This window comes from Arthrobacter sp. B0316-1-20 (genome assembly GCF_059091865.1).
This window is the reverse complement of the sequence record NZ_JBNHHC010000009.1, coordinates 244016-267347: the sequence shown is the minus strand read 5'-3', so window position 1 is coordinate 267347 and position 23332 is coordinate 244016. Positions and strand designations below refer to the sequence as shown.

The window sequence follows — 23332 nt, the reverse complement described above, 5'->3', positions numbered from 1 at the left end:
TCCCTCCGCCTTCTTCTTGCACTAGAGAGCCCTCCCATGCGCTTGGCGTTAAACGTTTTGATAGTTCCGGTCCTGGTCGCACTCGCGCTGATGTCAGGCGGGGTTACCCCGGCGCAGGCAGCCACGGCCGCGATAACTCTTAGCTCCTCATCGGGTCCGGCGGGAACTTCGGTGACAGTCACCGGCACGGGCTTCCCCAAAAAGTCTTCTGGAACTGTCACCGGCGGAACTGAACCGGTCAAGTTCGTTACCAGTGCCTCCGGATACTTTCAAACGACGCTGGTGATCCCTCCGGCCGAGCAGGCAACCGTAGTGATCGAAGCCAAGGCTGTGACCACCCGCGCCTCGGCTGCCTTCACGCTCACCTACAGCAGCCCCTCGGTGACGCAGGAGGAACCGGCGCCGCCCCAGCAGTCTCCCGCCCCCACCGCGCCATCGATCAGCAAGGCGCCGCTTCGCTTTGGCTTGGGAACGCCCGGTGGACCGCTGGCTTCGGCCGAACTCGACGCAGCGGCTGCCCTGGTTGGCGAAGCACCGTCGATCATCCTCTCCTACAAGGACTTCAACCAAGCCCCGCCCATCACCGAATTGGAAGCGGTCCGCTCCCGCGGAGCTCATACCTTGCTCACCTGGGAGCCCTGGACCTGGGGCGGAGGCACTGCACAACCCGCCTACTCGCTGGACCGGATCACCGCAGGAGACTTCGACCCCTACCTCCGCGAATGGGCTACCGCGCTGGCTAAGTGGGGACACCCTGTGATGCTGCGCTTCGGCCACGAGATGAACGGAAACTGGTACCCTTGGTCCGAGGGAATCAACGGCAATACGGCCGGGGACTATGCTGCCGCTTGGCGGCACGTGCACGACGTCGTCTCTTCCACCGGCGCCCGGAACATCACTTGGGTTTGGAACCCGAACGTCCCCTACGCCGGATCCACCCTCTTGGATGGTCTCTACCCGGGCGCGGGTTACGTGGATGCGGTTGCCCTCGACGGCTACAACTGGGGAACCGCCGTCGCGTGGAGCACTTGGACCCCGCCGTGGGCGCTGTTCGCCGACGGGCTCGGACAACTCCGGTCGCTGGCCCCGGGCAAGCCCATCCTCATCGCCGAAACATCCTCCGCGGAAGAGGGCGGCTCCAAGGCGGCCTGGAACAAGGACCTTGTCTACTACCTCTCCCAGCAGCCCGACATCACCGCCCTGGTCTGGTTCCACTACAACAAGGAAACGGACTGGCGCATCGACAGCAGCAAAGCGTCTGCCACTGCTCTCGCCGAAGCCCTGGCCGCCCGCCCCCGATAGTGGAACCAGCAGAGTAGTCCTCACGGAACTGAAACCTGCTCCGACCTCAAAGCGGTGGGGCTGGGAAGACAATCTCTTCCCAGCCCCACCGCGTGAGTGACCCTATCCGGCGGGTCTAACGAGCTGCGACCTCGGGTGAGCGATGAGCCTCGTCGTCCTTGGCGAGGTCCTTGCCTTTGGTCTCCGGAGATGCGATCGCCGCAACCAGCACCAGGGCGCAAAGCAGGATCAGGTAGATGTCGAAGGCCCGCGGCACGCCCTCCGAGTAGAGCCAGGTCTGCAGGTACGGCGCGGTTCCGCCGGTTAGCGCTCCGGCAACGGAGTAGGGCAGGCCCATGCCGATGGCCCGAACACGGGTCGGGAACTGCTCCGGGAAGAAGGCCGGCATGATCGCCGTCGGTGCGGCAATGAGAATCATGCCCACGCCCATATAAACAATCAGCCGCCATGATTCCTGGCCGCCATTGAAGACAAGTGTCAGGGGGATGATCAGCACCATCGCGCCGATGGCGAAGAAGTACCAGTTGAACTTTCGGCCAATCTTGTCCGACAGCCATCCCCAGAAGATGAGGCACACGATGAAGAAGACGTTGGCTGCGGTGCTGATCCACAACACGTGGCTCGGGTTCATCTGTAGCGGACCCATGGCGAAAGCCGGAGCCATGATCGACCACACATAGAACATCACAGTGCCACCCGCCGCCAGGCCGACGATACGCAGGCATGCCCGGCGGTGCTTCCAGATTTCGGGCCACAGTGGAGTGCGCTCTTCGGTTCGGCCGGACGCACGGGCGGCTTCGATCTCCATGGCGCGCCGACGGAACATGGGAGTCTCGTCGAGCTTGCGCCGCAATACGAGGGCGTAGATGCCGAGGACCCCACCAGCAATGAACGGCACCCGCCAGGCCCATTCACGGACGGCGTCCGCACCGATCGTGCTGGTCAGGATGGCGCCCAGAAGTGTCGCTGCCATGACTCCGACGGTGACGAACACGAAAACGCTGGAGGACCATAGGCCGCGGGACTTGCGCGGGGCCATTTCGGTCACGTAGGTGAAGGATGAAACGACTTCTCCGCCGTGTCCAAGCCCCTGCAACACACGCCCCAGTAGCAGGAAGGCGGCGGCCGCGGCGCCGATCATGTCGTAGCTCGGCGAAATGCCGATGAGCAAGCTGCCGCCAGCGGTAATAAGCATGGACACGGACATGGCCTGCCGCCGGCCGAGCCGATCTGCGAACCACCCGAAGAAAAGCCCGCCCAAAGGGCGCATGAGGAATCCAACGGCGAAGACCGCCAGCGTTCCCAAGAGTGCGGTGATTGGGTCTTCGGCGCGGAAGAACTGGCCGGCAAAGTAGGCGGCGAAGATCGAATAGGCGGTCCAGTCATACCATTCCAGCGCGTTGCCTACGCCGACGCCGATAATGATCTTTCGTTTCTCCCGGGCCGACAGCGGAGTGTCGGTAGCCAGGGCGGTGGATGTTTCAGTCATGAACATGCCTTCGCTTGTGGAAGTGACGGATGGGGGCGGGGCGCATCATTGCGCCAGCGGTCGAACAGAGTCTCCAGTGGTGAAAGGCTCCGGGACACATGCCCTGCTTTGCTCGGCTGCATCTTGGCCTCAAGGTGGTCAGCAGCAGTTTCGCTGTGAGTACTGTGTCACATCTTCGTGACGGAAGTCACGGAAATGCCAGATAACGGTTTTGTTACACGGCAAGTTGGCGGAAGCGGGAGCCGTGAAAGACCAATGGGCTCCTTTCCTTGTCGGCCTGCAGGGCATGGATTTCGAAGAACACCGCGTCGTGATCTCCTGCTTCGTGTTCGGCGTAGATGCTGCACTCGAACCACAGCGATGCCGCAGGCAAGAGGATTGCCCCACTCTGCGTTGTTACTGTCTCGACGCCCTCGAACCTGGACCTCTTGTCGCGGCCGGCCAACTGTTGGCACAGTGCGCCCTGATCTTCGCCGAGGATGGAGACCCCGATACGGCGGGCCTGGCGGAGAGCGGGCCACGTGGTCGAGGACTTTTGCACGGCGAACATCACCAATGGGGGCTCCAGGGAGACACCCACGGTGAAGGAGGACGCCACCAAGGCGTGGCTCTCTCCTGAAACCTCGGCGGCCATGGCTGCAACACCGGAGGGGAAGTGGGCGAAAGTCTCCCGCAGTAACTGCGGATCGGGAGCATGGGTGCTCAGGCTCATGATCGTGTCCTCCTTGGATTGTGGGTAACGGCGGTCGCCGCCTTGGTGGAGCCAGCATGCCAGAAAAGAGACGTGCTGTATAGCAATTCAGTGACGACCGTCTAGATTGCAGAAATATGACGTAGTTCACGTTCGAGTATTGCAGCAGCGTGTCGACCGTAGTAGTTTCTGTCACATCGTCGCACCGCTGCGGCGTATCGGAAGGAGCACCATGACCCACCAGATCGATACCAAGACCCGAAGCCGCGTAAGCGTGGTCCGCCAAGCAGAGCGTGAAAACCTGTGGTTTCTCGGCGACCTGATTCAGCCGATTATTACCAGTGAGATGACTGAGGGCCGGTTCATGATGGCCCTCACGCATTCGAAGGCCGGCTCGGAGCCACCCCTCCACGAGCATGACGCCGAGGATGAAATCTTCTACATCCTTGAAGGAAAGATCTCATTCTGGGCGGCCGATACCGAGGTGACGCTTGGCCCGGGTGACTGCATCCTGATGCCCAAGGATGTGCCGCACATCTTCCAGGTTGCACCGGACTTGGAAGCGAAATGGCTCGTCATGACCGCTCCCGGTGGATTGGAAGACTTCTTCCGGGACGTCTCCATCCCGGCAGAATACGCCGGGCCACAGCGGGGCTGGGAGATGGACGAGGCCACCGAGAGACGTCTTGAGGCCGCGTGCGCGAAGCACAACATCACGCTGCTGGCACCTCCCGGTACACGTCCAGGCAAGGCTTCCTGACGTGACGGGGGGATCCCCGACGCTGGCAGGCATCGTGCGCGCCTTCTGGGAAGCTCAGGCGGCGGGTGACGCCCGGTCCGCCCGTACCCTGATGTGCGACGACGTCGAATGGACGGTGGTCGGCCGGCATGCCCCGGTGGCTCGTACGTATTTCGGGGCAGAGGAGTTTTTCGGGCAGTTGATGGCCACGCTCGGGCGGACCTTCGAGCCCGGCAGCGCAGTCATGGACATCCGGGGCATATATGAAGATGCGGCCCAGTCCACCGTCATCACACACCTGCGCGAAACAGCCAAGACCCGCTCCGGGCTGACATTCGACAACGAGATCGTCACGATCATGACCGTCCGGGGCGGAAGGATCGCCCGCTGCCGGGAGCTGATGGACCTGCACGAGGTCCGCCGAACCTTCGGCACCCATCCGGAACTCGAACCCACAAACGCCCACGAATAGGAAGAATCATGACCGACACCGACGTCGCCCCTGTCCGGATCGCAGCCATCGAAGCACCACCAGCTGAAGTGACGGCCGAAATCGTCGAACGCATCCACAGCGCCGGCCCGCTGCTGCGGGAGAACGCGTTGCTCGCGGACCGCAACCGGGTCCTGCCCCAGGAGACCGTCGAGGCGCTGGAGGGCGCCGGTGCCCTGCGGATCGCCGCGCTGCGCCGCTACGGCGGTTATGAGGGCGGGGCATCCATGCTTCTGGAGGTGGCCCGCGCCGTCGGCTACTACGACCCGGCGGCTGCCTGGTGCACCGTAATCTCCAACGGCTCGGTCATGCTCGCCAATCGTTACAGCGACGAATTGCTCGACGAGGTGTTTGCGGATGGCCCCGTGCGGATGGCCTCGATTTTCGCCAGCCCGCAGGGGACGGCCGTCCCGGACAACGGCGGGTGGCGTGTTTCGGGCGAATGGCCGTTCGCCTCGAATTCCTCGCACTCCGAGTGGGCGATTGGCATTCTGTTCATCAAGGAAGCAAACGAAGAACCGGGCGCTGCTCCGCGCATCGGTTTCGCCATGATGCGCCGCGGAGAGTATGAGGTGAAGGACACGTGGTTCACCATCGGCATGCGCGGATCCGGTTCCAACACCATGGTGACCGAGAACCTGTGGCTGCCGCACAACCGCATCATTACCTTTGAACAGCTGATGGGGCCTGGCTACGAGCAAGACCCGGAGGCCACGTTCGGCCGCCGGCTAACTCCGCACCTGACCATGTCCACCACCATCCAGGCGCCCTCACTCGGCGCGGCCACGGCAGCCTTGGACTTCGTGCGGGAAAAGGCCCAGACCCGGCCGGTCACCTACACCAATTACAAGCGGCAAATCGATTCCGGCGCCTTCGTGCAGAACCTCGGCCAGGCCAGCATGAGGATCGACTCCGCTCGGGTGCTGCTGGAGCGCTCGGCCGCCATGATCGATGCAGCGGCCGCGGGGACCCAACCGATGCCGCTGGAGCAGCGCGCCCGGAATCGCGGAGGCATCGGCCACGCCGGCCATGAACTGGTAGACGCGGTCAACGATCTGTGCTGGTTGCACGGCACGGCGGCGTTCGCCGAACACAGTCTGCTGGGCCGGATGTGGCGCGACATTAACACCGGGACGCGGCACGCATCGATTGCCGCCCCGATGGGCTACGAGCTGCACGGTAACGGCCTGACGGGGACCGAGTTCATCTCGGCCAAGCTTTAGGGGAAAACGGTGGGAACCTCGGCCAAGTCAGCCACCACCCGGCTGCATGCCCAGCGCGACGCCGGTGTGCTTGCCTACCGCGGGATCCGGTACGCGGAGCTCGACGGTGCCGCCCGGTTCGGCGCCCCGCGCGCGGCCTCGGGCCAGCTGAAGACCGACCGCTTGGCCGAGGTTCCGGTCTTTCCGCAGCTGCCTAGCCGGTTGGCTGCCGCGATGGGAAGCGGCGCGGAAAACCCACAGGCGGAGGATGCGTTCTACCTGAATGTCTGGGCTCCCGATGGGGCCGACCGGCTGCCGGTGCTGTTCTTCATTCATGGCGGGGCCTGGATGAGCGGCGGCGGTTCCAACGAATGGTACGACGGCGCCGAGCTGGCCCGCGAAGGACTGGTGGTGGTCACCGTCAACTACCGGCTGGGCGCTGTAGCGCACCTCGCCCCGCCCGGACGCGAGCACCGTCCGGTGCAGGATCTGCTGACGGCGCTGAGGTGGGTCCAGGACAACGTCGCGGACCTTGGCGGGGATCCCGACCGTGTCACAGTCGCCGGCCAATCGGCCGGCGGCTGGTATGGGCACCTGCTGAGCGTGCTGCCCGAGGCCCAAGGCCTGCTGCGCCGGGTGGCGCACCTGAGCATGGCAACCCGCAGGCCGTGGGATGCTGAGCACGCGGCCCGCGTGCGGCGCGCTGCCGCAGGCGAACAGGCTCCGAATTTATTGTCAGTGGCCCCGCTGCCCCTTTTGCTGCGCGCCGGCATGCGCGGGCTGGCGGCGACGGCCGGCACAAGACCGCTCGGGCATGCAGCCTCGGGTTACCTGCCCACGGAGGCTCCCAACATCCCGGAGCGGTTCCTCGATCCTGAATGGGCCGCCGGGCGATGCCATGCGGAAGCGGCCTACATTCGCTATACGGCGGAGGAAACGGGCATGTTCTTCTTTAACTCGGAGCCGGAACGCCATGCGGTGGCCGATCAGGTCGATGCCTGGATGGCCCTGCTGCCCGCGGCTGACCGGCCGCCCGGGGATCTAAGCAACATGGACCCGTACGAGCGGCTGGTCACGGCGTCGTCGTGGATCCAGTTCCAGCGCCTTCCGCAAGAGCTGGCCTCCGCCTACACCGCGGCCGGCATTCCCACGTCGTTGAAGGTCTTCGCGCACCGCAGCCCGCTGCCGGGCCTGCTCAGCGGGCACTGCTTTGATTTGCCGTTTCAATTCGGTACACGTGCGGCCTGGGCAGACGCGCCGATGCTCCGCGGAATGCCCGATGATGTGTTTGAAGAGTTGTCCGGAGAGCTGATTGGCGAGTTGGCAGCGTTCGCAGCGGAGTAGTGCGGTGACATCACGCCCCTACTCCGTCCGCCTTGTGTCCTCGCCCTGCCCCGACCTGGCCTCCGATGCAGCCGCCGGTCAGCTGTGGATGGCGCGTTGGGCGTGCCGGGCGGAGAGCGGCGCGAGCAGCGCGTGCAGTTCGCGAAAGAGCTCCCGGGCGGGTTCGCCCTTCCAATCTTCGGGTAGCGCTTCGGCGGGCAAGCCCGGATCGAGGTACGGCAACCGCCGCCACTGGGTCACCATCGGTATATACGTGCGGAACGCCTCCCGATAGACGTCGCCGCTTCGGTCTGAGCGGTCCCGCCATGCGTCCAACGCCGGGCCGTACGCATCCAAAAAGTCTTGGTAATGCGATTCCAGCGCGGCAAGGTCCCACCACCGGGCGACCTTGCGCCGGAGTTCGCTGGGTCCTCCATGATGGGAGAGGAAGAAGTCTACGAAATCGTCCAGCCCGTTGCGCTCCATGAAGTCGGCTGCCTCGTTAATCAGGTCGCCGGGCGCCACGCACAGTCCCGGCCCGACGGTGCCAAAGCCCATCCGCGCCAGTCCGCTGCGAATCTTGTGCCGCTGGTTGCGCTGTGTCTCCGGGACAGAATACGCCGCCAACAGCCACGGGTCCTCCGCACGTGCAGTATGGGGGGCAAAGATCCGCTCGTCGCCAATCCGGAAATGCTCTTCAAGGTCCGAAGAGAGGGCGTAGCCGGCCTCGCCGTCGACGCGCTCGCTGGTCAGTACGCCCTTCTTTTTGAGGCGTGAGATCGAGGAACGGACGCTGGCCGGTTCCGCACCCAAGTCCTGCAGCAGTCGGACGACGACGGCCACGGGGATCGCACCGCCGCTTTGCCGACCATAGATGCCGAAGACCGTGACGATGAAACGGTGATGCGGTGGTTGTCCCTTTGAGCCCGGCAACCGGCCGGCAATAATCTCGTCTTCCGCACGCACGATTCGAGCCTAACCGACAGAAGTGCGCTCAGGGCGGACCCTGCTCACGGCGTCGCCTTATGAAGCAGCGGCGGAGCGCGCGTACAGGCTGAAGGGCGGCAGCGCTTCTGCACATGGACCGGGCCGTCGACGACTCAGCACGGTGGAGTGCAGCAACCCGAGGCAGGCGTCAATATCGACCGGATATCTTGCCCGTCATCTTTGAGCCATATGATGGGTCTAGTGAGTTTCGGCTGTGAAGGGAAAACGATGGGCGGGAAGGCAGGCGGCCTGGTCGATGTCAGCATCGACCGCACGGTGGAGTGGGTCGACACGGATGCGTCCGGGCATCAGCACAATTCGGTCGTGATGCGCTGGGTTGAGGCGGCCGAGGCCGAACTGATCCGCCGCTTGGAGTTGGCCGATTACTTTCCGCAGGCTCCTCGCGTGCAGCAGGTCATTAACTATCGGGCCAAGCTCTGGTTCGGGCAGCGCGTGTCCGTTAACCTGTCCGTGCAGGACATGGGGCGCACGTCCATGACTTTTCGCTTTGAGGTACACGGGCACCCACACGAGAAGTCGGCCGGCGGGCTCGCTGCCGACGGGACATTCACCACCGTTTTCGTTCCTGCCGGCGGCGACAAGGCGCAGCCTTGGCCCGAAAACATCAGGACTGCGATCTGCGGCACAGGCGTATTGAGCTAAGGGGAACGAACCATGCAGATTCCCACGCCTCCGCTCCGGCACCAGCAGTTGATCCTGACCATCTTTGGTTTGTACGGGCGCCGGGGAGGATCCGCGCTTCCGGTATCCGTCCTGATCGAGATGCTCGGCGACCTCGGTCACGACCCGCCGGGTGTGCGCTCGGCCGTGTCGAGGCTGAAAGCCAAGGGCGTGCTCAACAGTGTGCGCAGCGGGGGAGCCGCCCGTTACGAATTGTCGCCGCGATCTGTTGAGATGGTCCGCGAAGGCGATGAACGCATCTTCAATCCGCACCCGGACGACTCGGACGATCGCTGGGTGCTGGCGATCTTCTCCGTGCCCGAATCGATGCGCGAACGCCGGCACCAGTTGCGCGCCGAACTGGCCCGGCTCGGCTTCGGCTCGATGTCGGCAGGCGTGGGGATCGCGCCGGCCGCTGTCCGCGAGGGTGCCCGCAGGCGGCTCACGGAACGCGGACTGGCCGAGTACGTGGAATTCTTCACCGGAGATTACTCGGAGGAATCAAACATGCGCGACAAGGTCGCGCAGTGGTGGGACCTGGAGGCACTCGCGGGCCAGATCGACGAGTTCATGGACTACTACGGCGGGGCGCTGGCCGCCTGGACCGCCCGCGTTGGTGAGGACCCCGCCGCCGCCTTGGCCGCCTCCGGTCCGGAGGCCAAGCGTGACGCTTTCCGCTACTACGTTCCGATGCTGACACTGTGGCGGCGGCTGCCGTACCGTGACCCGGGCCTGCCGCTAAAGTACCTGCCCGAAGGCTGGCGCGGACCGGAAGCCCGCGAAGTTTTTTTCGGCATTCACCGCCTCATCGGCCCGCTGGCTGAAGCGCATGCGCTCTCCCTGGTGGAATCCTCGGCGGCTGCCTGAGCCGGCACAAAAGAGGCGGACACCCGCCGCGGCCATGCGACGGAACCGGCCATCTCCGGAAATCTGCTTCGGTAATCCAATATCACGATAAAATTACGGCCGCAATATGTGTTGCATATCACGCGCAGCGGTGCAATGCTGAGGAACACCAGACTCATCACCACGAGATGGCGAAGAGCGCACATCACGGCCGGGGTTCAGCCTTGGGGCCTGAAGGAAGGGACAACGCAGTTCCAGACGGTCTCGCGCTCGTCGACTTCTCACTGACGCACCGACCCGCGCATTGCCTGCGCAGAAGGAATGCAACCATGCCTGAAACATTCTCGAAGGGCTTCCGCCCGGGACGCCGCACCACCGTCCTGCTTTCCAGCGCGCTCGCGATGATGCTGCTCTCAGCGTGTGGCGGCGGGAGCCTCAACACCGGCGGCGGCGACGACGGCGGCAGCGGCGGCAAAGACACCGGCGAGCCCGTGACGATCGGCCTTGCGGTCCCGCAGTCCGGTGTGTACGCGGGCCTCGGCGAGGACATGAAGCAGGGCTTCGAGCTTTACCTGGAGGAGGCGGGCAACAAGCTCGGCGGCCACGACGTCAAGGTGGTTTCCGCCGACACGGGTGAGGGCCCGCAAACGGGTGTCCCGGCCGCCTCGCGCCTGGTCACGCAGGACCAGGCCGACGTCGTCGTCGGCATCGTGAACTCCGCGACGGCCCTGGGCCTCAAGGACACCTTCGTGCAGGCGAAAGTGCCGCTGATCCTCGCCAACGCGGGAGCCAATGACATCACGGCCGAGCCCAACCCCTACATCTGGCGCACGTCGTACAGCAACGGCATGGTCAGCGGGATCATCGGCAAGCACGTCGCGGAGGAAGTCGGAGACGGATCGGTCTACCTCATCACGGCCGACTATGCCGCCGGGGAAGAGCACATCACAGCATTCCGCGAGGAGTTTGAGGCGGCCGGCGGCAAGATCGCCGGAGAGACCCGCACCCCCTTCGGCACGACCAGCGACTGGCAGCCGTACCTCAGCGAGATCCGCAATTCGGGGGCGTCTGCCGTCTTTGCCTTCTACGCCGGAGCTGAAGCCGCCAACTTCGTTCAGCAGTACTCCACCTTCGGTCTGGCGAAGGATATCCAGCTTTACGGCAACGGGTTCCTGGTCGAGGGCGACGTCTTGGAGGCGCAGGGCAAGGCCGCCCTCGGCATCCAGACCTCGCTGAACTACAGCCATACGATCGACTCCGAGAACAACAAGAAGTTTGTGGAAGCCTACAAGGCTGCGTACGACGAAGTTCCGACGACCTACGCCATGGCGACCTACGACGCCGTCGCCGCCGTCGCCGCAGCGCTGGAAGTGGCCGAGTCCGTTGACGGTGAAGGTATCGCCGCCGCGCTGGGCAAGGTGGGGGAGTTCACGGACAGCCCGCGCGGCCCCTGGAGCTTCAACGAAAACCATGACCCCGACCAGCCGTACTATCTCCGCGAGGTCAAGGACGTCGACGGCACGCTCGAGAACGTCGTCCTCCAAGAACTCCAGGGCTAAAGGACAGCCAGACGTGGGTTGGCTTGATGCGAACGCCGCAACCATTCTCAACGGCTTGGCACTCGGCTCCGTGCTGTTCCTCATCGCCATCGGATTGTCCCTCGTCTTCGGCACGATGGATGTGCTGAACCTGGCGCACGGTGCCGTGTCCCTGGTGGGTGCCTATGTGGGGGTGGCGATGTTTGGCGCCCCGCCGGCGGCCGGGATGTTCTTCCTGGCCGTGGTCGTCGCGGCCGTCATCGGGTTTGCCGCCGGCGGCCTGCTGGCGGCGATGACGTCGCCGGTGCGGAACCATCTCCGGCAGGCGATGCTGACGCTGGGCATGGCACTCATTGTTGCCGAACTCATCCAGGAAGTGTTCGGTGCGAATGTGCGGTCCGTACCCCCGCCGGACTTCCTCTCCAGCACGGTGACGATGCTGGGCAACCCCTACCCTGTCTATCGGCTCGCCATGGTCGGCGCGGGGATCGTCGTCGCGGTGGTCCTCTACATCGTGCTCGAACGCACCCGCGCCGGGGCGATCGTGCGGGCCACCGTGGCGGACAGGGCCATGGTCGAGGCCATCGGGATCCGTACCAAGGTCGTCCTGACCCTGGTCTTCGGCTGCGGGGCGGCGCTGGCTGCCGTGGGTGGCCTGCTGGCCGCGCCGATTCTGGGTGCGCAGCCCGGCCTGGACGACCAGATCCTCCTTCTGGCCCTGGTCATCGTCGTCATCGGCGGCCTCGGATCCTTGCGCGGAGCCTTGCTCGGAGCGCTCGTGGTCGGACAGGTGCAGACGGTCGGAGTGGTCCTGGTCCACGAGTTTGCTACCTTCCTTCTCTTCGCAGCGCTGGCGGTGGTCCTCCTGCTCCGGCCGCAGGGGCTGCTGCCTGCACGGGCAGGAGCGCACGCATGAGTCCCACGGTGACAGATTCAAGCCTCGCGACCGGGCGGGGACAGGCGCGCATGCCTTTGCTCCGCGACCCCCGGCGCACCATGCTGGAGTGCGCGATCGGGGTGGTCATCCTCCTCCTGCTCGCGGCACTGCCGTTCTTCCTGGCGCCGTATCCCCTCAGCCTGGCAGGGCGCGCGCTGGCCTTCGGCTTGCTCGTGGTCAGCGTCGACCTGGTGACCGGCGTCTTGGGCATGCCGACCCTGGGGCAGGTTGCCTACTTCGGCGCGGGCGCCTACTCCGCCGGCCTCGTGGGCATCCACTTCTCCGCGAGCGGCCTGGTCCAGGTAGTCGTGGGCATGGCCGCGGGAGCGGTGCTGGCGCTCGTGACCGGGGCCGTGGCGGTGCGCACGGCCGGAATTGTGTTCCTGATGGTCACTCTCGCGATCGGCGAGCTCGCCCACCGCGGCGCCGACTCCCTCAAAGCGGTCGGCGCGAGCAATGGGCTGAGCGGAATCCCGCCCATCAGCGTGTTCCCCGGTGGGGAGCCGCTGATCGTGCCCGGGTACGTGTATTGGTGGATCCTGGCGGTATTCGTCGTCGGCTACTGCGCGGCGATGCTCCTGAGCCGCTCGCCGCTGGGCCGCTCGATGCGCGGGGTGCGCGACGGCGAGCTTCGGCTCCGCGCCCTGGGACAGAACACGTACGCGGTCAAGCTGCTCGCGTACGCCATCGCCGGTGGAATCGCCGGTGCCGCGGGAACGGCGTGGGTTGCACAGACACAGTTCATCTCCCCCGGCGACCTGGGCTTCGACATGGCAGCGTTTGCACTCCTCAGCGTCGTGCTCGGCGGGGCCGGGAGCCTCTGGGGACCGGTCATCGGGGCGGCCCTGGTCATCTTCGTGCGCGACTGGCTGGGTGGATACCTCGAGGGCCGCGGCACGCTCCTGCTCGGGATTGTCTTTGTCATAGGCGTCTACCTCCTGCCGAAGGGCGTGGCCGGCGTCCGCTGGCATCCCCTGCGACGAAAGGCAGGTGCATCAAAATGACGACGGCGGACGATCCGATGCTGGAAATCCGGGACCTCACGCTCAGATTCGGCTCGCTCACCGCCGTGGACGCGGTGACGCTGAACATCGCGCGGGGCGTCCGGCACGCGCTCATCGGGCCGAATGGGGCGGGCAAGTCGACGCTGTTCGGGGTCATTGCCGGGCGTCTTCGCCCCACGGACGGCCAGCTCATCTTCAACGGGCAGGACGTCACGGGACTGAGCGAAGCCGGCCGCGCGCGCGCCGGGCTCGTCCGGACGTTCCAGCATTCCAGCCTCTTCCTCAACATGAGCGTACTGGACAACGTCCGCCTCGCGGTGGAGCGGGCCACGAGCCGGCCCAAGCGACCCTGGCCGAGCCTCGGGGCCGACCGTAGGGTGACCGATGCCGCCATGGCACATCTGGAAAACGTCGGGCTCCTTGACCGGGCCTCGTCGATGTGCGGCGCACTGTCCCACGGCGAACGGCGCCAGGTCGAGGTGGCCATGGTGCTGGCGTGCGAGCCCAAAATGGTCCTCTTCGATGAGCCGACGGCCGGAATGTCCGTGGCGGAGACCAACCGCTTCGCCGAAATCGTGGAATCGTTACCGAGAGAGGTGACCGTGGTCGTCGTCGAGCATGACTTGGACATCGTCTTCCGCCTGGCCGAGCGCGTCAGCGTGCTTGCGGCCGGCAGGCTCATCGCCGACGGGACGCCGGAGGAAGTGCGGACCAGCGATGCCGTGCAGGAGGCCTACCTCGGGCGCACGCAGAGCGTGGACCTCTTCGAGGCGACGCCATGAGCGGGCGGCCGCTGTTGGAGGTCGAGGACCTGGTGTCCGGCTACGCCGGCAGCCGCGTGCTCGGCGGCGTATCGCTCTCGGTCGACTCCGGCGAGGCGGTGGCACTGCTCGGCCGCAACGGCGCCGGGAAGACCACCCTGGTCGAAACCATCATGGGGATGGTGAGCGCCAAGGGCGGCCACGTCCGGGTCGACGGCAAAGATGTCACCGCAAAGCCCCCGCATGTGCTCTCCCGGGCGGGCGTGGGGATAGTGCCGCAGGGGCGGCGCGTCTTCGCGCCGCTGACCGTGGAAGAAAACCTCGAGATTGCGCTGCACAAGCGTTCCGGGGACTGGACGATTGAGCGGGTCTACGAGCTCATGCCGCGGCTCCGGGAACGCCGGACGAACCTCGGCTCGCAACTCTCCGGCGGGGAGCAGCAGATGCTTGCCATCGGGCGGGCGCTGCTGGGCTCGCCCCGGCTGATGCTCCTCGATGAGCCCTCCGACGGGCTGGCCCCCGCGGTAGTCGAGCAGGTCGGCAACATCATCCTCGACCTCGCCGACACCGGCATGGCCATCCTGCTCGTGGAGCAGGACCTGCGGCTGGCTTTCACGGTGTCCGACCGGCTCGCGGTCATGCGCAAGGGAGAGATCGTTCACGAGAGCAGCACGGCGGACTTCCGGCGGAACGAGCCGCTGGCGCGGACCCTCCTGGGCGTGGCATAACCGTCCCTTAACGGCGGCAGCCGGTCCGGGTAAACCACGGACCGGCTGCCGCCGTTGTTCGGTACCCCGGATGTTCGGTACCCCGGCGCGCCGCGCCGCGCGGGCTCCAGTCAGCGCGCGGAGATGACGGCAATTCCCTGGATCTCGATGAGGGCCTCCTTCTGCCACAGGCGGGAGACGCCGATGCCGGCCATCGCCGGGTATTCGGTGCCCGCCATTTCACGCCAGAGCCGGCCGATCTCCCGGCCGTTGGCCAGGTAGTCGTCCACATCCGTCAGGTAGATGGTGACGCTGACCAGGTCTTCGGGGCGTCCGCCGGCCTCCACCAAAGTGGCCAGCACATTCGAGAATGCCTGCTTGAACTGTTCCACGATGCCGCCGGGGACAATCTTCATGTCCTTGTCCAGGGCGGTCTGGCCGCCCAGATAAACGGTGTTTCCGGCCAGGACGCCGTGCGCGTAACCCGACGGCTTGGGCAGTGACGCGGGATTGATGGTGCGGTTTCCGAGGGCTGTCTCGTTGCTCATGTGCTCTCTCTCCTTGGCGATGGGGATGCCGGTTTCACTCGTTGGAAAAAACTCTGGTGCAGATCGTTCCGATCGTGTAGGTTGAGCATATGTGACGGCCGTAAAAAAGTCGACACATGAAAATTCGAAGGAGAATCCGCATGAAACTGACCACCTTGCGAACCGGCCCCGAGAGCACGACCGCCGCCGTCCAGCTCGCGGACGGCGACTACCTGCCGTTACCCGCAGCCGATGTGGGGGGCCTGCTGGCGGACCCGAACTGGCGGGCACGCGCAGAGGAAGCGGTGCGCACCGCCGCAAGCACCGCCGTCGTCAGCGTTCCGGACACGGAGCTGGCTCCGGTGGTGCCCCGCCCGGGCAAGGTGATCTGCTGCGGACTGAACTACGGCGAGCACATCCAGGAGATGGGCCGCGACCTGCCCGAGTACCCCACGCTGTTCGCCAAGTTCGCGGACACCCTGGCCGGACCGGCGGACGAACTGACGGTCACCGGGAGCGACAGCGTGGACTGGGAGGCCGAACTGGCCGTGGTCGTCGGAACCGCCCTGACCCGCGCGGACGAAGACCAGGCCGCGGCCGCCATCGCCGGCTACACGGTGGCCAACGACGTGTCGATGCGGGACTGGCAGCGCCGGACCCTGCAGTGGTTCCAGGGAAAGGCCTTCGACGCGACCACCCCGCTCGGGCCCGTGCTGGTCACGCCGGACGAGGTCGACGGGACCGATGTTGAGGTCCGCGGCTACGTCAACGGCGAGCTGGTGCAGCGTGACCACACCGGCACCTTGGTGTTCGGGCCCGCCCGGCTGCTGTCCTACATCTCGCAGTTCACCACGCTGCGCCCGGGCGATCTGGTCCTGACCGGCACGCCCGGGGGAGTGGGCATGGGCATGACCCCGCCGCGTTTCCTTGCCGACGGCGACGTGCTCGTCACCGAGATCGACGGCATCGGGCGGCTGGAGAACCGCGTCCGGATCCAGCCGGCCGGCGCCACGCAACAGCCCGCACCGGCACTCAGCGGAACAACGACGGCGGAGCGCGCCGCACGCGCATAACGCACCATTCCAACCCCTTGAGAAGGAGAACGATCATGACTGATGCGACCACGGAATACCGCACCGAAGGCGACAACTCGATCTACGCGGGGGCCGACGGCAAGGTCGTCCCGGTTGTCACCCGCGCGGGGAGCGAGGACACTAACACGGCACAGTCGGGGGACTGCGTTCGGGTTTCGGGTGTTTCCATCCAGCACACCCCGGCCACCAAGATCTGGTTTGGGCAGGTCTCCAATGTTCCGGGCTACCGCTCGCTGCCGCACCACCACGGCGAGGCGGAGACCGGCGGCTACGTGCTGCGCGGCCACGGCCGGATCTACTTTGGAGAAAACTACTCCGAATACCTGGACATGAAGGCCGGGGACTGGGTCTTCGTTCCCCCGTTCATGCCGCATGTGGAAGCCAACATGTCCGTCACCGAAGAGCTGGTCTGGCTGACCACGCGCACGCCGGAGAACATCGTGGTCAACCTGGACGAGGTTCCGGACGAAATGCTGGAAGGATACCGCCGGGCATGAACGCCGCAAGCGCCTCCGAAACCCAGGTTCCCACGGCCGAGACGTTCCTCAAGGCCGTCGAACTGACGGCCGTCGAACCCCAGATCCACGACGAGGCCTACGAGGCCACGACGCAGTACGTGCCGTGGCCCAAGGCCTACGGCGGCGACATGGTCGCCCAAGCCGCCGCGGCCATGATGCGTTCGGTCACCGATGACCGGCAGCTGCACTCGATGCACAGCTACTTCATGCGGCCGGTGGATATCGGTGCCGTCGTCCGCTACGAGGTGGAGAAGCTGCGGGACGGACGCGGCTATTCCACCCGCAGCGTGCGCGGTTGGCAGGGCGGTAAGACCGTGTATGCCGCCATGGGTTCCTTCCACGTGCCCGAAGACGGCCCGGAGTTCCAGCCGCAGATGCCCGCCACCGTCGACCCCGAGTCGCTGCGCAGCGCCGCCGAGGTTCTGACTGGCGTCGAGGGCGACGCCGCGGCCTACTGGTCCCATGGCCGCAGCTTCGACATGCGGCACGTTCCCGGCCCGGTATACCTGCGCGTCGAAGGGGAGCAGGTGCCACAGCAGGCGGTGTGGGTGAAGGCGTTCACGCAGCTGCCCGACCAGGCCGATGACCGTGCGACCCGGGACCTGCACCGCACCGCGCTCGCCTATGTCTGCGACTACACCATCCTTGAGCCGATCCTGCGGGCGCAGGGGCACTACTGGGCCGAGCCGGGACTGGTCACCGCCAGCCTGGACCACTCCATGTGGTTCCACCGCGACGGTCGTGCCGACGACTGGGTGTTGTATGCCCAGGAAGCGGTCTCCGGCCAGCACAACCGGGGCCTGGCCACCGGCCGGTTCTTCGACCGCGAAGGGCGGCTGCTGGCCACCGTGGCGCAAGAAGGCATGATCCGCCCCGCGCGCTGAGCCCCGTGCCTCCATCCGGGCCATCGGATGGAGGGCGGACTCACGCCGTCCACCCAATCCACTGAAAGGAACGCCATGGAACTGTCCCCGTCAGCACATGTGGACTCGTTCACGCGCGACCACCTGCCGCCCGCCGAGCAGTGGCCGGTCTTCGAATTCACCCTCCCCGAACTTCAGTACCCCGACCGTCTCAACGCCGCGACGGTCCTGATCAGCGACTCCGCCGCCGAATTCGGCGGCGAGCGGCCGGCCCTGCTCACTCCGGACGGCGAGGTGTGGACGTACGGCCAACTGCTGCAGCGGGCCAATCAGGTCGCCCAGGTGCTCACGGAGGACTTCGGCGTTGTCCCGGGCAACCGCGTGTTGCTGCGCGGCCCGAACAATCCCTGGCTGGTCGCCGCCTGGCTGGGCGTGCTCAAGGCCGGTGCCGTCGTCGTCACCACCATGCCCGTGCTGCGCTCCAACGAAGTGGCCACCATCTGCCGCCTGACCCAACCGGCCGTGGCGATCAGCGACTTCCGCTTCCTCGAGGGCATGGCCGAGGCGGTGGGGGAGGGCACCGCCGTCGTCGCCTATGGATCGGACGACACCGACGACCTCACCGTCCGCTGCGCCGCCAAGAGCGGAGAGTTCGACGACGTGGCGACCGCCGCGGACGATGTGGCCCTGCTCGGGCCGACCTCGGGCACCACCGGCACGCCCAAAATCACCATGCACTTCCACCGGGACATCCTCGCGAACGCCGACACGTTTGCGCGGCACATCCTGCGCCCGACCGCCGACGACGTGTTCGCCGGCTCGCCGCCGCTGGCCTTCACATTCGGGCTGGGCGGGCTGGTGGTCTTCCCGCTGCGGTTCGGCGCCTCGGCACTCCTGACGGAACGGTCCACCCCCGTGCAACTGGCCGAGCAGTCCGCCGCAGCCGGGGCCACGGTGCTGTTCACCGCCCCCACCGCCTACCGCGCCATCTTGAAGGAAGGCCGGGCGGACCTGCTGCGCGGACTGCGTGTTGCGGTCTCCGCCGGCGAGCACCTGCCGAAGGAAACCTGGGAGGCCGTGCACGAGGCCACCGGGCTCGCCCTGGTCAACGGGATCGGCGCCACCGAAATGCTGCACGTGTTCATCTCCGCCGCCGGGGACGACATCAGGCCCGGGGCCACCGGCGTGGCCGTCCCCGGCTACCGTGCCACGGTGCTGGACGAGGACGGTAACGAGTCGCCGGTGAACCAGCCGGGCCGGCTCGCGGTGATTGGTCCGACGGGCTGCCGTTACCTGGACGACCCGCGGCAGGCGAACTACGTGCAGAACGGCTGGAACATTACCGGCGACACGTTCCTGCGCGACGAGGAAGGCTACTTCGTCTACCAGGCACGGTCGGACAACATGATCGTCTCTTCCGGCTACAACATCGGCGCCCCCGAGGTGGAGGCGGCGATCGACCAGCATCCGGACGTGGTGGAGAACGCCGTCGTCGGCCGTCCCGACGAGGAGCGCGGCAGCGTGGTCTGCGCTTTCATCGTGCTGCGCGACGGCGTCGTCGGCGACGATGCCAAGCGCAAGGACATCCAGGACTTCGTCAAGAAGACCATAGCGCCCTACAAATACCCGCGGGATGTGCGGTTCGTGACCGAACTGCCGCGCAATCCGAGCGGAAAACTCCAGCACTTCAAACTGCGTGAGCAGGTCGGCAAGCAGGAAACCGACCTGGCCGGCAGCACGGCGTAGACAGACCTTAAGGACAACAGAGATGAAAATCGCAATCGTTGGAGGCGGCCCCGGCGGCCTCTACTTCGCGGCCCTGATGAAGCAACTGGACCCGGCGCACGAGGTGACCGTCTGGGAGCGCAACGCGGCCAGCGACACCTTCGGCTTCGGCGTCGTGTTCTCGGACGAGACGCTGGGCGGCATCGGCAACGCGGACCCGGTAGTGGCCGAGTACATGAGCCGCCGCTTTGCCCGCTGGGCCGACATCGACATCCACTATCAGGGCGAGACGGTCACGGTTGGCGGCCAGGGCTTCGCAGCAATGAGCCGCAAGGAGCTGCTGGAACTGCTGCAGCGCCGCTGCGCGGAGCTCGGCGTGGACGTGCGCTTCTCCACGCTGGCCCCGCCGGTGGAGGAACTCGAGGCCGGCTACGACCTGGTGCTGGCGGCCGACGGGGTGAACTCGCAGATCCGCTCCAAGTACGCCGCGTCCTTCGGGCCCGAGCTTGACCCGCGGCCGAACAAGTTCATGTGGCTGGGCACGGACCTGGTGTTCGAGGCCTTCAAGTTCTTCATCAAGGAGACGGAGCACGGGGTCATGCAGATCCACGGCTACCCCTACTCCGACGAGGGATCCACGTTCATCGTTGAGATGCCGGAGGACACGTGGCGGGCCGCCGGTTTCGACGAGACCGAGAGCGAGGTATTCCCGCCGGGCGTCTCGGACGAGAAAGCGATCGCGAAGATCCGCAGCATCTTTGCCGACGAACTCCAGGGCCACAAGGTGCTGGCTAACAACTCCAAGTGGCTGAACTTCACCACCGTCCGCAACACCAGCTGGCGGCACGGCAACGTGGTGCTGCTGGGCGACGCGGCACACACCGCGCACTTCTCCATCGGCTCCGGCACCAAGCTCGCCATGGAGGACGCGCTGGCGCTGGCCGCCTGCCTGCACGAACACCCCGACCTGGAGGCGGCGCTCGAGGCCTACGAAACCGAGCGGCGTCCGGTGGTCGAGTCCACCCAGCGCGCCGCGCAGGCATCGCTGGAGTGGTTCGAGCGCGTGGGGCAGTACACCGGCCAGGACCCGGTCCAGTTCAGTTTCAACCTGCTCACCCGCAGTCGGCGCATCACGCAGGACAACCTGCGGCTGCGCGATCCCGAGTTCGCCCAGCAGGTGGAAGAGCACTTCGCCGCCTCGCAGGGCCTGGATTCCGTCGCGCCGGCCATGTTCCAGCCGTACCGTATCGGCGGGCTGGAGCTGAAGAACCGCATCGTGGTCTCGCCCATGGACATGTACTCCGCCGTCGACGGGATGCCCACCGACTTCCACAAGGTGCACCTGGGCAGCAAGGCCATGGGCGGCGCCGGACTGGTCATGACCGAGATGGTCTGCGTCTCGGAGGAAGGCCGCATCACCCCGGGCGACACCGGGCTGTATACGGACGAACAGGGCGAGGCCTGGGGAGGCATCGTCGAGTTTGTTCACGGCCACTCCGCGGCCAAGATCGGCGCCCAGATCGGCCACGCCGGCCGCAAGGCGTCCACCAAGCTGATGTGGGAAGGCATCGACCAGCCGCTGGAGACCGGCAACTGGGAAGTCATTGGCCCGTCGCCGCTGCCCTACGGGCCGGACAACCAGGTCCCTCGGGAGATGGACCGGGCCCACATGGACAAGGTGGTCGCGGACTTCGTCGCATCCGCGCGGCGGGCGGATGCGGCCGGGTTCGACCTGTTGGAGGTGCACGCGGCGCACGGCTACCTGCTCTCCTCCTTCCTGTCCCCGGTGGCCAACCAGCGGACCGATGAGTACGGCGGAAGCGTAGAGAAACGCCTGCGCTTCCCGCTCGAAGTCTTCGACGCCGTCCGGGCTGCCTGGCCGGCCGAGAAGCCGCTGACCGTGCGCATTTCGGCGACCGACTGGATCGAGGGCGGCAATACCTTGGACGACGCGGTTCAGATCGCCAAGGCCTTCGCGGCCCACGGCGCGGACGGGATCGACGTCTCCACCGGCCAGATTGCCAAGGGCGAGAAGCCGCGGTTCGGCCGCAGCTACCAGACCCCGTACGCGGACCGGATCCGGCAGGAGGTGGCCGTTCCGGCAGGGATCGCGGTCATCGCGGTAGGGGCGATCTCCTCCTACGACGATGCCAATTCGATCCTGCTGGCCGGCAGGGCCGACCTGATCGCCCTGGGACGCACCCACCTCTACGACCCGCACTGGACGCTGCACGCAGCTGCCGAGCAGGACTACCGGGGCGACGGCGTGGCCTGGGTCCCGCAGTTCCGCGCCGGACGGCGCAAGCCGCCGAGCGCCCGGACCGACGCCGTCCGCCCGCGCCTGTCCCTGCTGCAGGAAACCGACGACCCGACCGCTAATGCGCACTTGCGGTGGAAGCCGGTGCGTCCGGAACCGGCGCTTGCCCAGTAACAAATTCGGATGACGTCCCGCTGGCAGGGCAACGTGGACTGCGGTGTCCTGCCGGCGGGGAAGCAACAGAAATCTACTCGCCCTCAACGAAACGAGGCTCTTATGGCAAGTGCTGCCGTAAACGACTGGAAAGTTCCCGCCCGGACCACCCGACTGGTGCTGTTCTGTTGCTGGCTGGCCATCTTGGCGGAAGGTTACGACGTCGGCGTCTTGGGCGCCGTCCTTCCGGCCCTTGCCGAGTATCGAGCCTGGGACCTGTCTCCCTTGGAACTCGGAGGGCTCGGTGCCTACGCGCTGGTCGGCATGCTCTTCGGTGCCCTCTTCATCGGCACACTTAGCGACCTGTACGGGCGCAAAAAGATGCTGCTGCTCTCCATGCTCCTTTTCACCGTGACGCAGGCCGGGGCCGCCATGGCGCCTACGCCCGAGCTGTTCGGGTTGTTCAGGCTGATCGGCGGACTCGGGATGGGCGGCGTCATTCCGGTAGCTGCCGCGTTGACCATCGAGTACTCGGCCCCGAAGAAGCGGTCTTACAACTACGGTCTCATGTACTCCGGCTATTCCCTGGGCATTGTGGCCGCGGCACTGGTAGCGCTGTTCCTGCTGCCGGTTGCTGGTTGGCGGTGGGTCATTGCGATCGGCACATTGCCGGTGATCCTGGTGCCAATCATTGCCAAGCTGCTGCCGGAGTCGCTGGATTATCTGGAGGCCAAGGGGAGGCGCCAAGACGCGAGCCGGTTGGCGGACCGCCTGGGCATAGACCCGTACGTTCCCGCTGCTCCGGCCAAGCCCGCCGGCTCGGGAGCCGGGGATCCATGGTGGCGGACCATCACCACGATGTTCTCTTCCCGGTACCTGCGGTCAACCGTGTTCTTCTGGATCTCGCTCTTCTGCGGAATGGTCTTGGTTTACGGGCTCAACACGTGGCTGCCGTCCATCATGAAGTCGGCCGGCTACGATCTGGGTTCGTCCCTGTCCTTCCTGCTGGTCTTCAGCCTGGCCTCTGCCGCCGGTGGACTGGTCTTGGGCCGGGCGGCAGACAAGTTCGGACAGAAGATCATTCTGGTCACTTTCTATCTGCTGGGCGGCGGCGGCATCTTGCTGCTGATGTTCCCCGGCAACATGGTGGTCAATCTGCTGTTCGTGGCGTTCGCCGGGATAGGTTCCATCTCGACGTCGCTGGTGCTTACCGGTTACATCGCCGACTACTACCCGGCCAACGTCCGGGCCACGGCTACGGGCTGGGCGCTGAGCTTTGCGCGCCTCGGCGCCATCTCCGGCCCCTTGATCGGTGGCTGGATTGGCAGCGCGGCGCTGCCTTTCGAGTGGAACTTCATCATCTTTGCCGCCATCGCAGTAGTGGCCGCGGCGGCTGTGGCATGCATACCGAAGCGGCGGAATGCCGCCGACGAGCCCGTCTTGGGTGACGAATCCGCAGTACGCGCAGGCTAGTATCGCCGATGAGTAGGAGAAAGCC

Annotated in this window: 22 protein-coding genes; 18 read left to right on the top strand and 4 right to left on the bottom strand. The window is 66.0% G+C overall.

Going from position 1 to position 23332, the window contains the following annotated elements:
- The first annotated feature begins 171 nt into the window (after nt 1–171).
- Nucleotides 172–1302, top strand: a complete 1131-nt coding sequence (locus AC5RW2_RS17240; protein WP_494074310.1) for a glycoside hydrolase family 26 protein — start codon at nt 172–174, stop codon at nt 1300–1302.
- A 115-nt stretch (nt 1303–1417) separates the two neighbouring features.
- Here the strand turns inward: AC5RW2_RS17240 and AC5RW2_RS17235 are convergent, their stop codons facing one another.
- Together AC5RW2_RS17235 and AC5RW2_RS17230 are read right to left on the bottom strand one after the other, a co-directional pair.
- On the bottom strand, nt 1418–2791 hold the full coding sequence (locus AC5RW2_RS17235) for an MFS transporter (protein ID WP_494074309.1): 1374 nt from the start codon (nt 2789–2791) through the stop codon (nt 1418–1420).
- A gap of 214 nt (nt 2792–3005) precedes the next feature.
- Nucleotides 3006–3503 carry a flavin reductase family protein gene (locus tag AC5RW2_RS17230; RefSeq protein WP_494074308.1) on the bottom strand — a complete coding sequence of 166 codons (498 nt, stop codon included), beginning with the start codon at nt 3501–3503 and terminating at the stop codon, nt 3006–3008.
- Nucleotides 3504–3714: 211 nt separating this feature from the next.
- Between AC5RW2_RS17230 and AC5RW2_RS17225 the strand changes: the two genes are divergently transcribed.
- Genes AC5RW2_RS17225 through AC5RW2_RS17210 form a run of 4 tightly spaced genes read left to right on the top strand, consistent with a single transcriptional unit; the run spans nt 3715 to nt 7257 of the window.
- Nucleotides 3715–4242, top strand: coding sequence for a quercetin 2,3-dioxygenase (locus AC5RW2_RS17225; RefSeq protein WP_494024754.1), 528 nt, complete (start codon nt 3715–3717; stop codon nt 4240–4242).
- Nucleotide 4243: 1 nt separating this feature from the next.
- Complete coding sequence (locus AC5RW2_RS17220) at nt 4244–4693, top strand: nuclear transport factor 2 family protein (RefSeq protein WP_494074307.1); 450 nt, start codon at nt 4244–4246, stop codon at nt 4691–4693.
- A gap of 8 nt (nt 4694–4701) precedes the next feature.
- On the top strand, nt 4702–5934 hold the full coding sequence (locus tag AC5RW2_RS17215) for an acyl-CoA dehydrogenase family protein (RefSeq protein WP_494074306.1): 1233 nt from the start codon (nt 4702–4704) through the stop codon (nt 5932–5934).
- A 9-nt stretch (nt 5935–5943) separates the two neighbouring features.
- Nucleotides 5944–7257: a carboxylesterase family protein gene (locus AC5RW2_RS17210; protein WP_494074305.1), complete on the top strand. Its 1314-nt coding sequence runs from the start codon at nt 5944–5946 to the stop codon at nt 7255–7257.
- 78 nt (nt 7258–7335) lie between these two features.
- On the opposite strand, the gene AC5RW2_RS17205 is transcribed toward AC5RW2_RS17210, so the two are convergent.
- Nucleotides 7336–8202, bottom strand: a complete 867-nt coding sequence (locus tag AC5RW2_RS17205; RefSeq protein WP_494074304.1) for a PaaX family transcriptional regulator — start codon at nt 8200–8202, stop codon at nt 7336–7338.
- Nucleotides 8203–8349: 147 nt separating this feature from the next.
- On the opposite strand from AC5RW2_RS17205, the gene AC5RW2_RS17200 reads away from it, so the two are divergent.
- The 7 genes from AC5RW2_RS17200 (at nt 8350) to AC5RW2_RS17170 (ending at nt 14718) form a co-directional block, all read left to right on the top strand.
- A complete protein-coding gene (locus AC5RW2_RS17200) occupies nt 8350–8886 on the top strand; it encodes an acyl-CoA thioesterase (protein WP_494074303.1) in 537 nt (178 codons plus the stop codon).
- Between the two features lie 12 nt (nt 8887–8898).
- Nucleotides 8899–9771 (top strand): PaaX family transcriptional regulator, encoded by an 873-nt coding sequence (locus tag AC5RW2_RS17195; protein ID WP_494074302.1) that lies wholly within the window; start codon nt 8899–8901, stop codon nt 9769–9771.
- Between the two features lie 308 nt (nt 9772–10079).
- Nucleotides 10080–11309, top strand: coding sequence for an ABC transporter substrate-binding protein (locus tag AC5RW2_RS17190; RefSeq protein WP_494074301.1), 1230 nt, complete (start codon nt 10080–10082; stop codon nt 11307–11309).
- 13 nt (nt 11310–11322) lie between these two features.
- Nucleotides 11323–12204 carry a branched-chain amino acid ABC transporter permease gene (locus AC5RW2_RS17185; RefSeq protein ID WP_494074300.1) on the top strand — a complete coding sequence of 294 codons (882 nt, stop codon included), beginning with the start codon at nt 11323–11325 and terminating at the stop codon, nt 12202–12204.
- Nucleotides 12201–13229: a branched-chain amino acid ABC transporter permease gene (locus AC5RW2_RS17180; RefSeq protein WP_494074299.1), complete on the top strand. Its 1029-nt coding sequence runs from the start codon at nt 12201–12203 to the stop codon at nt 13227–13229. The genes AC5RW2_RS17185 and AC5RW2_RS17180 overlap by 4 nt, the downstream gene beginning before the upstream one ends.
- Complete coding sequence (locus AC5RW2_RS17175) at nt 13226–14011, top strand: ABC transporter ATP-binding protein (protein WP_494074298.1); 786 nt, start codon at nt 13226–13228, stop codon at nt 14009–14011. Before AC5RW2_RS17180 ends, AC5RW2_RS17175 begins: the two co-directional genes overlap by 4 nt.
- Nucleotides 14008–14718 carry an ABC transporter ATP-binding protein gene (locus AC5RW2_RS17170; protein WP_494074297.1) on the top strand — a complete coding sequence of 237 codons (711 nt, stop codon included), beginning with the start codon at nt 14008–14010 and terminating at the stop codon, nt 14716–14718. Before AC5RW2_RS17175 ends, AC5RW2_RS17170 begins: the two co-directional genes overlap by 4 nt.
- 110 nt (nt 14719–14828) lie before the next feature.
- Here the strand turns inward: AC5RW2_RS17170 and AC5RW2_RS17165 are convergent, their stop codons facing one another.
- Nucleotides 14829–15245 (bottom strand): RidA family protein, encoded by a 417-nt coding sequence (locus AC5RW2_RS17165; protein ID WP_494074296.1) that lies wholly within the window; start codon nt 15243–15245, stop codon nt 14829–14831.
- A 140-nt stretch (nt 15246–15385) separates the two neighbouring features.
- Between AC5RW2_RS17165 and AC5RW2_RS17160 the strand changes: the two genes are divergently transcribed.
- The 6 genes from AC5RW2_RS17160 to AC5RW2_RS17135 all read left to right on the top strand — a co-directional run bounded on the left by AC5RW2_RS17160 (nt 15386) and on the right by AC5RW2_RS17135 (nt 23307).
- Nucleotides 15386–16297: a fumarylacetoacetate hydrolase family protein gene (locus tag AC5RW2_RS17160; RefSeq protein ID WP_494074295.1), complete on the top strand. Its 912-nt coding sequence runs from the start codon at nt 15386–15388 to the stop codon at nt 16295–16297.
- A gap of 35 nt (nt 16298–16332) precedes the next feature.
- Nucleotides 16333–16815: a cupin domain-containing protein gene (locus AC5RW2_RS17155; protein ID WP_494074294.1), complete on the top strand. Its 483-nt coding sequence runs from the start codon at nt 16333–16335 to the stop codon at nt 16813–16815.
- Nucleotides 16812–17720 carry an acyl-CoA thioesterase gene (locus AC5RW2_RS17150; RefSeq protein ID WP_494074293.1) on the top strand — a complete coding sequence of 303 codons (909 nt, stop codon included), beginning with the start codon at nt 16812–16814 and terminating at the stop codon, nt 17718–17720. The genes AC5RW2_RS17155 and AC5RW2_RS17150 overlap by 4 nt, the downstream gene beginning before the upstream one ends.
- Before the next feature lie 75 nt (nt 17721–17795).
- A complete protein-coding gene (locus tag AC5RW2_RS17145) occupies nt 17796–19445 on the top strand; it encodes an AMP-binding protein (RefSeq protein WP_494074292.1) in 1650 nt (549 codons plus the stop codon).
- A gap of 22 nt (nt 19446–19467) precedes the next feature.
- Nucleotides 19468–21855 (top strand): bifunctional salicylyl-CoA 5-hydroxylase/oxidoreductase, encoded by a 2388-nt coding sequence (locus tag AC5RW2_RS17140; protein ID WP_494074291.1) that lies wholly within the window; start codon nt 19468–19470, stop codon nt 21853–21855.
- Nucleotides 21856–21957: 102 nt separating this feature from the next.
- On the top strand, nt 21958–23307 hold the full coding sequence (locus tag AC5RW2_RS17135) for an MFS transporter (RefSeq protein ID WP_494024739.1): 1350 nt from the start codon (nt 21958–21960) through the stop codon (nt 23305–23307).
- The last annotated feature ends 25 nt before the right edge of the window (nt 23308–23332 follow it).

What these genes read in the sequence shown, in the direction of transcription:
- AC5RW2_RS17235 (WP_494074309.1), bottom strand. Translation starts at nt 2,791, where the DNA reads ATGACTGAAACATCCACCGCCCTGGCTACCGACACTCCGCTGTCGGCC.
- AC5RW2_RS17230 (WP_494074308.1), bottom strand. Translation starts at nt 3,503, where the DNA reads ATGAGCCTGAGCACCCATGCTCCCGATCCGCAGTTACTGCGGGAGACT.
- AC5RW2_RS17225 (WP_494024754.1), top strand. Translation starts at nt 3,715, where the DNA reads ATGACCCACCAGATCGATACCAAGACCCGAAGCCGCGTAAGCGTGGTC.
- AC5RW2_RS17215 (WP_494074306.1), top strand. Translation starts at nt 4,702, where the DNA reads ATGACCGACACCGACGTCGCCCCTGTCCGGATCGCAGCCATCGAAGCA.
- AC5RW2_RS17195 (WP_494074302.1), top strand. Translation starts at nt 8,899, where the DNA reads ATGCAGATTCCCACGCCTCCGCTCCGGCACCAGCAGTTGATCCTGACC.
- AC5RW2_RS17190 (WP_494074301.1), top strand. Translation starts at nt 10,080, where the DNA reads ATGCCTGAAACATTCTCGAAGGGCTTCCGCCCGGGACGCCGCACCACC.
- AC5RW2_RS17180 (WP_494074299.1), top strand. Translation starts at nt 12,201, where the DNA reads ATGAGTCCCACGGTGACAGATTCAAGCCTCGCGACCGGGCGGGGACAG.
- AC5RW2_RS17175 (WP_494074298.1), top strand. Translation starts at nt 13,226, where the DNA reads ATGACGACGGCGGACGATCCGATGCTGGAAATCCGGGACCTCACGCTC.
- AC5RW2_RS17170 (WP_494074297.1), top strand. Translation starts at nt 14,008, where the DNA reads ATGAGCGGGCGGCCGCTGTTGGAGGTCGAGGACCTGGTGTCCGGCTAC.
- AC5RW2_RS17165 (WP_494074296.1), bottom strand. Translation starts at nt 15,245, where the DNA reads ATGAGCAACGAGACAGCCCTCGGAAACCGCACCATCAATCCCGCGTCA.
- AC5RW2_RS17160 (WP_494074295.1), top strand. Translation starts at nt 15,386, where the DNA reads ATGAAACTGACCACCTTGCGAACCGGCCCCGAGAGCACGACCGCCGCC.
- AC5RW2_RS17155 (WP_494074294.1), top strand. Translation starts at nt 16,333, where the DNA reads ATGACTGATGCGACCACGGAATACCGCACCGAAGGCGACAACTCGATC.
- AC5RW2_RS17150 (WP_494074293.1), top strand. Translation starts at nt 16,812, where the DNA reads ATGAACGCCGCAAGCGCCTCCGAAACCCAGGTTCCCACGGCCGAGACG.
- AC5RW2_RS17145 (WP_494074292.1), top strand. Translation starts at nt 17,796, where the DNA reads ATGGAACTGTCCCCGTCAGCACATGTGGACTCGTTCACGCGCGACCAC.
- AC5RW2_RS17140 (WP_494074291.1), top strand. Translation starts at nt 19,468, where the DNA reads ATGAAAATCGCAATCGTTGGAGGCGGCCCCGGCGGCCTCTACTTCGCG.
- AC5RW2_RS17135 (WP_494024739.1), top strand. Translation starts at nt 21,958, where the DNA reads ATGGCAAGTGCTGCCGTAAACGACTGGAAAGTTCCCGCCCGGACCACC.